14 protein-coding genes are annotated in these 11,900 nt (G+C 51.9%); 9 read left to right on the forward strand and 5 right to left on the reverse strand.

Going from position 1 to position 11,900, the window contains the following annotated elements:
* From V6D20_12605 to V6D20_12615, 3 genes are all read right to left on the reverse strand, one after another.
* Window positions 1–918: chorismate-binding protein (locus V6D20_12605; GenBank protein ID HEY9816621.1), on the reverse strand; the 918-nt coding region annotated here is incomplete at its 3' end.
* A gap of 219 nt (window positions 919–1,137) precedes the next feature.
* On the reverse strand, window positions 1,138–1,566 hold the full coding sequence (locus tag V6D20_12610) for a photosystem I reaction center subunit II PsaD (GenBank protein HEY9816622.1): 429 nt from the start codon (window positions 1,564–1,566) through the stop codon (window positions 1,138–1,140).
* Window positions 1,567–1,714: 148 nt separating this feature from the next.
* Complete coding sequence (locus V6D20_12615; protein HEY9816623.1) at window positions 1,715–3,346, reverse strand: hypothetical protein; 1,632 nt, start codon at window positions 3,344–3,346, stop codon at window positions 1,715–1,717.
* Window positions 3,347–3,907: 561 nt separating this feature from the next.
* Between V6D20_12615 and V6D20_12620 the strand changes: the two genes are divergently transcribed.
* The 4 genes from V6D20_12620 (at window position 3,908) to V6D20_12635 (ending at window position 6,177) form a co-directional block, all read left to right on the forward strand.
* Window positions 3,908–4,261 (forward strand): iron-sulfur cluster assembly accessory protein, encoded by a 354-nt coding sequence (locus V6D20_12620; GenBank protein ID HEY9816624.1) that lies wholly within the window; start codon window positions 3,908–3,910, stop codon window positions 4,259–4,261.
* A 287-nt stretch (window positions 4,262–4,548) separates the two neighbouring features.
* Entirely contained in the window at window positions 4,549–4,986 is a 438-nt protein-coding gene (locus V6D20_12625) for a hypothetical protein (GenBank protein ID HEY9816625.1), read from the forward strand.
* 383 nt (window positions 4,987–5,369) lie between these two features.
* The gene (locus tag V6D20_12630) at window positions 5,370–5,567 is read left to right on the forward strand and encodes a hypothetical protein (GenBank protein ID HEY9816626.1); all 198 of its coding nucleotides are present in this window, start codon (window positions 5,370–5,372) and stop codon (window positions 5,565–5,567) included.
* A gap of 358 nt (window positions 5,568–5,925) precedes the next feature.
* Window positions 5,926–6,177 (forward strand): hypothetical protein, encoded by a 252-nt coding sequence (locus tag V6D20_12635; GenBank protein ID HEY9816627.1) that lies wholly within the window; start codon window positions 5,926–5,928, stop codon window positions 6,175–6,177.
* A 43-nt stretch (window positions 6,178–6,220) separates the two neighbouring features.
* Here V6D20_12635 and V6D20_12640 read toward each other — a convergent pair whose 3' ends face one another.
* The gene (locus V6D20_12640) at window positions 6,221–6,502 is read right to left on the reverse strand and encodes a hypothetical protein (GenBank protein HEY9816628.1); all 282 of its coding nucleotides are present in this window, start codon (window positions 6,500–6,502) and stop codon (window positions 6,221–6,223) included.
* Between V6D20_12640 and V6D20_12645 the strand changes: the two genes are divergently transcribed.
* The 5 genes from V6D20_12645 to V6D20_12665 all read left to right on the forward strand — a co-directional run bounded on the left by V6D20_12645 (window position 6,495) and on the right by V6D20_12665 (window position 9,905).
* Complete coding sequence (locus tag V6D20_12645) at window positions 6,495–6,659, forward strand: hypothetical protein (GenBank protein HEY9816629.1); 165 nt, start codon at window positions 6,495–6,497, stop codon at window positions 6,657–6,659. The genes V6D20_12640 and V6D20_12645 overlap by 8 nt on opposite strands.
* 447 nt (window positions 6,660–7,106) lie before the next feature.
* Complete coding sequence (gene folD, locus V6D20_12650) at window positions 7,107–7,973, forward strand: bifunctional methylenetetrahydrofolate dehydrogenase/methenyltetrahydrofolate cyclohydrolase FolD (GenBank protein ID HEY9816630.1); 867 nt, start codon at window positions 7,107–7,109, stop codon at window positions 7,971–7,973.
* Between the two features lie 82 nt (window positions 7,974–8,055).
* Window positions 8,056–8,967, forward strand: coding sequence for a farnesyl diphosphate synthase (locus V6D20_12655; protein ID HEY9816631.1), 912 nt, complete (start codon window positions 8,056–8,058; stop codon window positions 8,965–8,967).
* Window positions 8,968–9,057: 90 nt separating this feature from the next.
* Window positions 9,058–9,513 (forward strand): divergent PAP2 family protein, encoded by a 456-nt coding sequence (locus tag V6D20_12660; GenBank protein ID HEY9816632.1) that lies wholly within the window; start codon window positions 9,058–9,060, stop codon window positions 9,511–9,513.
* A gap of 8 nt (window positions 9,514–9,521) precedes the next feature.
* The gene (locus V6D20_12665; protein HEY9816633.1) at window positions 9,522–9,905 is read left to right on the forward strand and encodes a hypothetical protein; all 384 of its coding nucleotides are present in this window, start codon (window positions 9,522–9,524) and stop codon (window positions 9,903–9,905) included.
* A gap of 12 nt (window positions 9,906–9,917) precedes the next feature.
* On the opposite strand, the gene V6D20_12670 is transcribed toward V6D20_12665, so the two are convergent.
* On the reverse strand, window positions 9,918–11,900 hold a 1,983-nt coding region (locus tag V6D20_12670), incomplete at its 5' end, for a CHAT domain-containing protein (GenBank protein ID HEY9816634.1).

The raw sequence follows: 11,900 nt of genomic DNA on the forward strand, positions 1-11,900 counted from the left end.
GGCCTTGACCATCACCTCTGGACTGGAACCAATAATTTGCCAATCGCCAAACTGGAAGTAGGCCATGTAGGGCGATGGATTAATCAAGCGCAGGGAACGGGATAGCGCAAAGGGATCGCCGGTGTACTGGGCCGTCAACCGCTGGGAGATGACGACTTGGAAAATATCGCCATCGCGAATGTGGGCCTTGGCCGTTTCCACATTGCGGCAATAGTGCTCCGGCTCGGTGTTGCTGGTGTAGTTGAGGGGAGCCCGAGACGCATCCGACGGCGGCGTCCATTCCAGCACCGTGTCTTGATTGGTCAACGGCAGTTGCAGCTTGCTCACCAAGCGATTCACGCAGGCACAGGCTTGATCATAGGCTTGGCGCAGATCGGTGTCTGGATCGCGTAAATCCGCATAGGCGATCGCCCAGATCTTGCGCTGCACTTGGTCAAAAATCAGCAAATGGTCAATCTGCATCCAGAGACCATCGGGCAAGTCATCATCCGTGAGCGGATGCACCGGCACCCGTGGCTCAATCCAATGAATCAGTTCATAGCCCCAAAACCCAAAGAGTCCACCAATGCCGGGCGGCAGTTGGGGCAGGGTGACGGGCTTATAAGGAGACAGACAATCTGACAGGGCCGTGAAGGGATCGCCCTCGAAGATCTGAGTTTCGCCACTGCGATGGGTTTGGATGGTGCGATCGCCCCTTGCCTCTAGCACCCATACAGGGTCGCATCCCAGTAGGCTATAGCGGCCAATGGTTTCGCCCCCCTCAATCGACTCCAGCAAGAAGCTATAGGGCTGCCCTGCACAGACCTTATACCAGGCCGACACGGGCGTATCGAGATCGGCCACCCATTCTTGATAGACCGGAACAAAATTTCCATCTTGGGCCAAGGCTGAAAAGTCTTCAAACGTCGGAAAAATCATGCTGTGCTTCTCGTTGGCGATCGCGTCCTAAAAATCTATCATGCCGCTTGGTTCAAGGTTCACCGAGCCGGCAAACGATGATCTACTTGTCTTCAGGCTGTCGTTAGAGAAGCCCTTAGACCAAAAAATTGGAGGCAACTATAACCATTGCCTCCAACTCAGTATTATGAACGCTAGATTACAGATCAAACACTAGGCGCAGCCCAATGGCATCCCAGCTTATGCGTCAAAAGGTTGACGACCGCTAAATTTGATCGTGGCAGGCTCAGGGTTGCTGCCGATATTGCGATCAACCTTGCCATTGAATTCCCGACCAGCATTCACCTTCTCAGGGAACACACCATCCGCGGGATGGAGATATTGAGTCTCCCCATTCGGGTAAACGCGATAGATTTTATAGTCTTCGATTTTGGGCTTAAACTTAGTGCGAAGCTGTGTACCCAGCGCCAGGCATTGCTCTTTGCGAGCTAAGTAGAGCAGATTTTCGCCCTCTTTCATGATGGCGGCTCCACCGGTCGGCATTTCGAACACTTGTTCTTTAGAACTGGTCCAGGTGATAGCGTACTTTTCCTCAACTTCAGCTTTGGTGAGCAGACCGCCTGTGCTGCCACCGAAAATAGGAGTTTGTCCAGTAAGCGTTTCCGTCATGAGTTTTTACTCTGAGCATTTTTAAGGAATGCTATCACTCATGTTTTACCCACTGTTCACCTTCGTAGGGATCTGTAACAGTTCTTCAGGCTTCTTGTTACGGTCGTTAACAGTTTTTAGGTTTAAGAACTGTCTATCTCTCGCTGGATCAAAGATCAAATCTAGGCATGAGTTGCAGCGTACCTAGCCCTAAATCTTGCTTGGACAGCGATCGCACCTCAAATAGGGCCATCATGTCATTCATGGTCGGCGAGCCGCGAGATGCCCCCTTAAGGCCCCTAGCAATCACCAACCCGCACACACCATGGGTCTGTTGACAGCGCCGATCCCATTTTTTCCGCGCCTGAATATGCACCGGGTCATCTTCAACAAACTCGCCAAAGAGATGGTTTTCGCCATTAACCGTTTGCAAGATACCCAAGTCATAGCGCGCGCCCACAAAAGGATCTTCCCCAAGACTAAACCCAATCCCCTGCAGCCCGCCCCCAGCCTGCAACGCTTCAATCATGGCGATCGCTTTGGGTCGAGACGTTTGAATCAACACAATCGGTAACCCATCTGCCGCTTCAGGAATTGCGTCTGCCGCTGCCTGGTAGGTGCGGGCCAGCTTCCGCACCATAGCCACAACCTCCCAGGGCATGGCTCCCAAGCTATAAAAGGCATCCTCGGGCATGAGATCGCTGCTCAAGAACGGTAGGGAATCTATATCATCCTCCGGAACCAGCGCCTCTGCCATGGCCGCTAGGTCATCTGCCACATCTGGCAAGGTTGAAACCTGCACCAACACCTTTTCAGATTCCTCCGTGGGACTAGGAATCCGATAGCGACCCGTTTTCTTGGGAAACTGATCGATGGCGAGGCTCGCGAGATGGTTGCGAAAGAATCGGCGCAGGGCAGATAGCGCCAACAGCACCGTTACCGCTTCCTCGTCATACAAAACCGGACGCATTCCCTCCAAGGGATGGAGGTTGCCAAAATGAGGCTCAACCGTGCCTCCATCATCCTCTGCCTTGGGGTCTAGAACGATCTCAAGGTCATCCTCCTCAAGCACATCGTAGGTGAGAAATAGGCAGTCTTGAGACAAAAAAGCCTCCTCCAAAAGCTGGGGAGACTCATCGGATAGGGTCATCACCTGCTGGCGAAAGGCCTTCAGAGAATCGAGGGAGCGGTACATTAAAATCCCATACTCCATCTCTTCCATGCCCAAAATAGAGGCATAGAGGGTTGTGACTTCCCCCTGGTTGACCACAATTTCTAAAATCTTTTCTTCATCCAAGCGTTGCCACGGCGCATCCTGCCAAAGTCCCTGCGCAACCTCAAGAAGAGATTGAGCATAGGCCTCAGGCAACTGGGGCACACGGTTGGACACAAAGTCGTATAAGCCGCGAAAGATTTCATCGATCAGCGGTAGCTCAGGCACATAGTCAACAACGATGTCGAGATCCTGCAAAACACCACGCAGATAAAACTGAATTTCACGATTGCGCACTACAATCTTTTTAGGTCTGCTGGGGCGGGCGGGGCTATGGGGTGATTCCATCGATCGCAGCAACCCACGCACAATCACCTCAGGCCCCGCATCGCCAGACACCAGCTCCATCGACCGCACCACTGCATCGGTACCATCGACCCACAAAATACATTCATCGCCTTTAGAGTTTGCACCCATATCTGCAATAGATGCTCGACTGCCGAGAGCACAGCGATCGCCCTCCCAAACACTCGAGGACTGAGGCAATTTCTGGAGTCGGCGACGGGTTGAACGATTCAGAGCAGTCATAGAACCAATAAGTAGTGCGTACAAAGACAACGTCTAAGCTTTCAAGGCAGCGTTTGTCAGATTGGCTGTGAACAATAGTTTTCTTATAGCGCGAACCCATGGTTCTGAGCCGCCCTACGTGACCTATGACAACTGCCACTACTCCCTGCGATTATCTTGACGTGATTCTTACAGGCGTTGATTTTACAGCCGGTCGGGTGAAAGCAATAGAGCGATCGCGACCCTAGTCATTCGATTTGCGTAAAGACAGGACTTCATTGAATCCGCTACCATCAGAATAGTGAATTGCAGCGGTGAACAGTAGGGATGAAACTACCGCGAAACAATTCTTTGGCATTCTAGTATTGTTCTTGCAGCTTGCCAAAAGGCTGCACGGCCCTATGCTAGAAGAAGCGACGGTTCTCTAGACTTGAGGACATCGTAAACCCTTCACAATCTTCAATCTCATACCTCTCTCAACTGCTAAGGCAGGATGGTAGGACGAGCCACCATGGGCTGCCGCCCTCGCCGATCGAGTCCATCTGCCAGCCACCACTATTTCAAAGGAGTCGTTAAAATCCCATGACACAAGCAACTCAGTCTGCTAAACGAGGCATCATGATCTCAGATGCTGCCCTAGCCCATGTTCGGGCTCTCCGTGAGCAACAGGGTGAAGACCTTTGTTTGCGAGTTGGGGTGCGTCAGGGTGGTTGCTCAGGCATGTCCTACACCATGGACTTTGAGAGCCTTGAAAATATTCAAGAAACCGACGAAGTATTTGACTACGACGGCTTTCAGGTTGTCTGCGACCCTAAAAGTATGCTGTACCTATACGGGTTGATGCTGGATTACAACAATGCGCTGATCGGCGGTGGTTTTCAGTTCACGAATCCCAATGCGTCCCAAACCTGTGGCTGCGGAAAATCCTTTTCCTAGGTCGCCTTCCTTCATGCGGGGGGCGATCGCTCGCACTCGTCATGTCATGCCTCTAAGCCGCTTTTCATAGCGGCTTTTTCTATCAGACAACCAGGCCATCAACAAGCTATGGCCCTAGCTCTATGGGTTAGAACATCAAGACATCCCAGCAGCGTCCCAAGGTTGGAACGTTCAGGCCATACCTCAACCAAGCTGCCCCTAGTTATATATCTCAGCTTTCCAGCCGCAGAAAGGCATGGGGCTCCCCCTGAGACTATGATAAAAACCAATGTAGAGTATGCAAAACCATGATGGAAAACGTTGAAACCCTAAACGTTGATACCCTGTTTGACCAAGGACTAGAGCGGTATCACGCTGGAGAATCTCCAGCCGATTTGATTCCCGTTTTCAAAGAAGTATGCGATCGCGCCAGCAAAAGTAGTTCAGCTTGGACCTGCCTCTCTTGGCTCTACTTGCTAGAAGACAAACCCAACTCTGCCATCAAGGCAGCACAGAAGGCCGTCAAGCTCAACCCTCAAGATCCTCAAGCCCGGGTCAATTTATCAATCGCCATGCTAGAAAAAGGGCAAAAAGGCGTGCGGCAACATATTGAAGTTGCCACCCAATTGGTGATGGCTGTCCCCGAACTCAAGGAAGAAGTTGAGAAAAACTTTGCCGATGGCTTGAACCGCAAACCAGACTGGGAAGAGGCCCAGCGGGTCTATCACTGGATTTTCGGCAGCTAGACTGAAACGTTGAGCACCACCGGTATGAGGAACACCATCATTCCATAGAAACAACGCATTCCGGTGGGCCAAAACCTCAATCATGACCTGATGCCATGATTCAGCTACACCTGCGGTTATCTCTCATACATGAGTGTCTTACATTAAGAATTACAAATCTAATCCAAGTCATAAACTCATATATATCCGCCTGAACCCTACTTTTCATCCATTCTTGAGGCGTTTATTACGCTTTAATAACAAAAACATCAAGAACGCTCAACTTAATTTAATAAATTCTCCAAGATTCTAATGATAAGATTCGGTGAAGTGAAGGATTAGCATTGCTCATCGTTTACTGCTTTAAGTATTGATCGTCAGTTTTTAAATAGGGAGTTGGTTCTATGTTTACGAACACTGAAGTTGTTGGTATCAAGCCTGACACTCGTAATCATCGCGGTTTTTTCATTCAAGATGGGTCTTACAAACTCATGGGTATTGATGACTCAGGTTGGGCATTAATTTGTGTTGATGATGCCACATGCCACTATGTAGACCCAGATAATTTGCAGCAATTCATAGACGAGCAAGTAGGAAACTAGATTCCTTGACAATTTTTTTAATTGTTCTGTCTCTACAGATGTGGCTGTGATCTTCCTAAGATACAGCCATGTTTTTTGAGAGAGATGATTGGAGAGAGAAGACAGCATGAGCCAGGGTCTCTCACTCTAGAGCACGTCATCTCGCTACCCTATATCTCATCCCATAGGTCGGGTTCAGCCTAGCCCAGGGAAATCTGGAGGATTCGTAGGGCGGTTTAGGGGTTCTCAGCCGCCATCCAGATCCAATCACTATTAAGAATGCTTACCATCTAATTTACGAAGGGGCGATCGCTTTGTTAAGAATTAACACTAGAGCGGTGGTGTATTCAGACGTCCTTCGTTGTCATTAAACTCTGTGATGAAAGATCGAATTGTTGGCTGGATTAACCTGGCCCTTATGGCCAATCTATTCCTCGTGTTATTCAGCTTTGCCTGGCTGGCGATCGCGGTGATTGGGAAAGGATTTGGGGCTTCCCTAGGTCTAGACCTTTGGTATCGCCTATGGGAACCGCTCTTTACCCCAGCCATCGGTATTTTGATGATCGGCGCACTCCTGAGCGGGATCATCAGTTGGGTCAGCAAACGACTCAACCCTGACCTACGGGGCTAACGGTCGAGCAATCTAGGGGTGATCTGAGGATGCACCGGCATTGCTACTGAGGCGATCGCTCTAGTTGCTCTAATTCTTGGATATAAACCTGGCTCTGATCACCATCTACGGCTGAAATGGGCTGGTGTTCCACACTGCCTCGAATCTTGAGCTGCTCGCCGGTTTGAATCGTGGCATCGGATGACAGTACCCAAATATCTCCTGTTCTATCCTGCAGTTGGTAGACTTGGGCTCCCAGCAACGGCACGCGATCGCGCACGGTGCCACGCACAATAACGATGCGCCCTTGACTGGCCGCGTCCGCAGGAATAGATTCAATGGTCATTGTTAGGTTCATTCCCGGCAACAGTGCCAGTGGATTACCGCAGCCCAGCGTCATGGCTGCGATCGCCCCTACCCCCCATTTCATCCACCGTTGCCTACTCATGATGATGACCTATTCGGATCATGACGGAACCTACCTCGACCCCTTGCTGCCGTAGTCTTACGCCATGGCGTTCTTGATGGTTATTCATCCTAAGCCGTAGTTTTAGCCATAGTCATAACGTCAGTTCGGGTTAAGGAAATTTTTTAGCTGGTTGCATGAAAGCATCAAGATCTCAGCCCACGAGAGAATGAGGCTTTCAGCTTATCCCGAACTCAGGTTAGTCATAGGGTTGACAGTGCTCACCCCGAGCTTGTCAAGGCCCATGTCCTATTCTTCGAGTCGATTAGGACAAACGAAAAGGCTGACCATCTCCGTCAAACTCACGTTGCTCCAGATAGCTAGTTAGCAACACTTTGCCCCATCCATCCAGCAATTTATCCTCTGAACGGCCCCAGGGTGAACCAAATCTGAGAAACTAAGGGGACATGATGCACCACTCTAACCATAACTTGGCGGTGCGGTTCGTTGTTTCTCCATCCTATCTTGACGTCTATCTTCTACCATGGCTGGATTACTCGATGGTAAAGCCCTTGCTCAAAGCATACAGCAGGAGCTCAAAGACACAGTCGCCACCCTTGCCCCATCCATTGGGCGATCGCCCGGTCTAGCTGTGCTGATGGTGGGCGACAACCCGGCTAGTGCCGCCTATGTGCAGGGCAAGGAACGGGCCTGCGATCGCGTCGGCATTACCTCGTTTGGTCAGCACTTTCCCAACAATACAACGCAGGCTGAGCTGACTCACGCCATCCATGCTCTCAATGCAGATGACCGCGTCGATGGCATCTTAGTACAGCTACCACTACCCGAGCACCTCGATAGTGTAGCGCTGCTCAATGAAATTCATCCTGATAAAGATGCTGATGGGTTACATCCCATGAACATGGGTCGCCTACTACGGGGGGAACCAGGGCTACAAAGCTGTACTCCTGCTGGCGTCATGCGATTGCTACACCACTATCAGATCCCCGTCGCTGGCAAACAAGCTGTGGTTCTAGGACGCAGCATTTTGGTCGGGAAACCCCTGGCCCTGATGCTCCTAGCTGAGCACGGCACGGTAACCATCGCCCACTCTCGCACGCCCGACCTAGGGGCGATCGCCCGCCAAGCCGATATCCTGGTGGCAGCCGTCGGCCGTCCTGAGTTGGTCACTCCAGACATGGTCAAACCGGGGGCGGTGGTGATTGATGTGGGCATTAACCGCCTAGAGGATGCCCAAGGAAAAAGCCGCCTCGTGGGCGATGTCCAGTTTGATGCCATACAGGACATCGCTAGCTGGATCACCCCAGTCCCCGGTGGCATTGGCCCCATGACCGTCGCCATGCTGCTGCAAAATACTGTCTGGAGCTATCAGCAACGGTTCCAGCCATAAGGCTTCCCCCTTTCGCGAGTCCAGTTTCCTTTACAGTTGTCCACACACCGCTCAACGTTTTACCCCAAGGAGTTTCGGGATAGTGTCCACCAACAACCCTCCATCCGTCGCCTTCAACCTCAAGCACTATCTAGAGGAGCAGAAGCAGGTTGTAGAAACGGCCCTAGAAGAGGCGATCGCCGTTGTTTATCCTGAGAAAATCTATGACGCGATGCGTTATTCACTCCTAGCGGGAGGAAAACGTCTGCGGCCAATTCTCTGCTTGTCTGCCTGTAACCTCATAGGCGGGACAACCACCATGGCCATGCCCAGCGCCTGCGCCATGGAAATGATCCACACCATGTCTCTCATCCATGACGACCTCCCAGCCATGGATAATGACGACTATCGACGCGGCAAGCTGACCAACCATAAGGTCTATGGTGAAGATATTGCTATCCTCGCTGGTGATGGGCTGCTTGCCTATGCCTTCGAGTTTATCGCCACCCAAACACAAGGAGTGCCTGCAGAGCAGGTGTTGCAGGTGATTGCTCGGCTCGGTCGCGCTGTGGGTGCTGCCGGGCTCGTGGGAGGTCAGGTGGTAGATTTAGAGTGTGAAGGCAAACCCGATGTCTCGGTAGAAACCTTGACGTTTATCCATCGCCACAAAACCGGTGCCCTCTTGGAAGCATCCGTTGTCTGTGGTGCCGTCCTGGGAGGAGCGTCCGACCATCAACTGCAATGCCTGTCAGACTATGCGCAAAACATTGGCTTAGCTTTCCAAATTGTCGATGATATTTTGGATATTACCGCTACCCAAGAGGAGCTGGGAAAAACAGCCGGTAAAGATCTGCTGGCTCAAAAGGCAACCTATCCCAGTCTCTGGGGACTCGATGAGTCTCGCCACCAGGCTCAACAGTTAATCGACGCAGCCAAGGCTAATCTAACCTCCTTTGGCCCTGCGGCAGCACCCCTCCTCTCTCTAGCCGACTACATTGTGTCCCGTAGTAACTAAGTGTTCCGCAGTAACGAACGAATCCATGAGTGCTGTCTTGCTCCAGTTCCTACCCCCTACTGCGTCCCTAACTATCCATGAGGAAAATTGATGCAAGACATTAGTGCGATTCTAGATAACCGCATTCTAATTGTGGCACTCCTGGCCTGCATTACAGCCCAAGTGATCAAGCCGTTTATTGAGCTCATTCAGCATGGAAAGTTCAACGTACGAGCCGTGGTTGAGTCGGGAGGAATGCCTAGCTCCCATTCGGCCTTGGTTACCGCTCTGGCTGCGGGGGTGGGGCAAAGTATGGGCTGGCAAACGGTAGAATTTGCGATCGCCTCTGTGTTCGCTATCATCGTGTTATATGACGCAATGGGAGTGCGGCAGGCAGCAGGCAAACAGGCTCGACTCATTAACCAAATGATTGACGAACTCTTCAGCGATCGCACCGAATTTAATGAGGATCGCCTCAAGGAAATTCTCGGTCATACCCCTCTAGAGGTTCTAGTCGGCTCCTTGCTTGGTCTGTTAATCTCCTGGCTAGCAGCTCCAGCGTATTAACATGAACCATGAAACGCCGTCCCCCGTCTCGCCCGATTCCTCCCATCCATGAAGTAGAGACTCCCTTCCTCACCCATGGCAGCAACCCGCCGCCATCTTCATCTTCTTGGCTCAGGCAAATGGTATCAACATCCATTCAACATCCATGGGTGTTGTGGGGATCTGCTTGGGTTGTAACGGTTATACTATCCTCCATTGCTCTAGCCCTGCTGTCCAATCCATTATTTACCACGCTTCCTCCTTCCCCTTCCCGTGATGATGCAGATCTTGCACCACCCGCTACGGCGGTTCCTGATCATGGCTCTACATCTCCCTTTTGGGCCCTAGGCGCGATCGCCTTCACTTCAGTCCTAGGGTCTATGATGATTTCCCGGAGTGGCAAGCGTCGGTAGGCCCCTATCCATCTAAACTCTAAGCTGCTGCCAACGTTCCATCATCGCAGGCGTCCATAGCCAATCAGATTCTAAGCTGGTCAGTTGAAACTCAGCCGGGCTTTGTTCCAAAATCTGTTCCCGGAGAGCGATCGCCACCTCCACAGCGCGATCTGGCTCTGCTAGTTGGCCTTGCTCCGCCAACTCATAGAGGGCGATCGCTAGTCCAGCATAGGTGGTCAGTCGATCCCGATTCCCTGCCAGTCCTTGTAAGGATGGCACTTCTAAAATCTCAACCCAGCCATCCGGCTCAACAACAATAACCGGCTCGGCCCCCTGGCGATCTAACGTCTCTTGCCAAACCTGGAGTGCCTGTTCCCATTGCCCCCCCTCCGCGTAGGCAAAACCCAAAGCATTACCGTAAAGCACAGAGTCAGGACTCCCCTGAGCCGCCGTTTGCCATAGCAAAATAGCATCACTAGGATTAAAGTTGGGATCCTCCTTGGCCGCTTGCCAAGCCAGTCGCCCGCGTAAAAAGCTCACGGTTGGATCGTTGAGATCGTCTACAGATGCTGACTCTAAGGCAGAGGCAGCAGCAGTTATATTGCCTTCATCTAAGAGTTGGGTAATGAACTGATTCGCCTGATCGATCTCTCCCTGCTGAAGAGCTGCGATCGCCTCTCGGGTCTCTTGATTCAGAGCATCATCTGCGGGCAAATCCTCACCATTGAGGGCATTCGGCTCATCTCCAGGCACAACGGCAGGCACATCTTGAGGCGATCGCTGCCACTGCAGCACGCCCAGCACCAGCAGCACAACTACACCCCCGGCAATCACCCGCCAGCGCCAGTTGGCCCGTTGCAACCCCACCCAAGGTGAGATACTTGGCACCGACGGCGATACACTCACCGTCTCCCGCGACGCTAGCGGCACCTTGCTCTCAGATGGTCTCTCAACCGTCGCCTGCTGCTCAGGAAGCAATTGCTCAGATGTGGCTAAATCATGCTGTTGATCATCTTGCCGGGAGGCGATCGATGGGGTGGGTGAGTCGGAAAGCTGCCGAATTAAGTCAGACACCACCAAAGCATCATCTTCATTAGGCAACTCATCCAGCAAATCAGGCTCTTGCTCCCAAACAGCAGCCATCTCATGCCTATCTTTCTCTTGATCTACTGGTTCTCGATGATCAGCCCCATTAGAAGTCTGGGTCTCGTCCCTGACGATCGGCAACGGAGTTGGCTCAGTGGCAGACAGCGGCTCTAGAGTATCCGACCAATCTGGCAATAGTCCTCCGTCATCGCCCAACCAATCTCCCGGTTGCTCAATCTGCAGGCGATCGTTCCATACCAGGTAGCCATCTGAATCAGGGTGCAGGTATAAAACCGGTAACGCCCAATACAAGTAGTGGGATGTATACACCGACATCAAAGCCTGCCTGGCTCGATTCAAACTCAAGTCAATGGGATACCCTTGCCGGAGGTTGCGGTAGAACAACTGGGTGAGCGTGAGCGCCACATTATCAGGGATACATTCAGCCATAGCCAGTACAGCCGGCACCCCACGGCGAACGATCGCTGCCGCTAGATTATTGGCTCCCATTTCGCCCTGAGCATTAGCGGAAGCGCTGTAGGCTCCTCGGCAGGAATTGAGCACCACAAGGCGAATGCCATTATTGACCAACAACCCCGCTAAATCTTGACCACTCAGCGGCTCCGTTAGCCCTGTATGACGATTAACGAGATACAAATCTCCGCCCATCTCGCCCAGATCACTATGCCCCGAATAGTGCAGCACATCATATTGTCCTTGCTCTAAGGCTTGGGTGAGTTGCTCGCGATCCGGTTGCTCCAAGATGGTTAATTGAACAGGAGGGCGATCGCCCCCTACATCAGGCACCACCGGATCTTTTTCCAACTCCTGCTTGAGATGCTGAACTTCCTGGGCCAAGGCAAGGCGCTCTTGATCATCTGGCAGGGCAATCACCAACAAAATGCGCAAGATTGGATCCCGCTCCAT

Source organism: Candidatus Obscuribacterales bacterium (assembly GCA_036703605.1).
Lineage (GTDB): Bacteria > Cyanobacteriota > Cyanobacteriia > RECH01 > RECH01 > RECH01.

Bases quoted from the DNA above. Each gene is read 5' to 3' on its own strand.
- V6D20_12635 (HEY9816627.1), top strand. From the start codon at position 5,926: ATGAAAGATCGAATTGTTGGCTGGATTAACCTGGCCCTTATGGCCAAT.
- V6D20_12645 (HEY9816629.1), top strand. From the start codon at position 6,495: ATGGTCATTGTTAGGTTCATTCCCGGCAACAGTGCCAGTGGATTACCG.
- V6D20_12665 (HEY9816633.1), top strand. From the start codon at position 9,522: ATGAAACGCCGTCCCCCGTCTCGCCCGATTCCTCCCATCCATGAAGTA.
- V6D20_12610 (HEY9816622.1), bottom strand. From the start codon at position 1,566: ATGACGGAAACGCTTACTGGACAAACTCCTATTTTCGGTGGCAGCACA.
- V6D20_12625 (HEY9816625.1), top strand. From the start codon at position 4,549: ATGATGGAAAACGTTGAAACCCTAAACGTTGATACCCTGTTTGACCAA.
- V6D20_12620 (HEY9816624.1), top strand. From the start codon at position 3,908: ATGACACAAGCAACTCAGTCTGCTAAACGAGGCATCATGATCTCAGAT.
- V6D20_12660 (HEY9816632.1), top strand. From the start codon at position 9,058: ATGCAAGACATTAGTGCGATTCTAGATAACCGCATTCTAATTGTGGCA.
- V6D20_12640 (HEY9816628.1), bottom strand. From the start codon at position 6,502: ATGACCATTGAATCTATTCCTGCGGACGCGGCCAGTCAAGGGCGCATC.
- V6D20_12615 (HEY9816623.1), bottom strand. From the start codon at position 3,346: ATGACTGCTCTGAATCGTTCAACCCGTCGCCGACTCCAGAAATTGCCT.
- V6D20_12630 (HEY9816626.1), top strand. From the start codon at position 5,370: ATGTTTACGAACACTGAAGTTGTTGGTATCAAGCCTGACACTCGTAAT.
- folD (HEY9816630.1), top strand. From the start codon at position 7,107: ATGGCTGGATTACTCGATGGTAAAGCCCTTGCTCAAAGCATACAGCAG.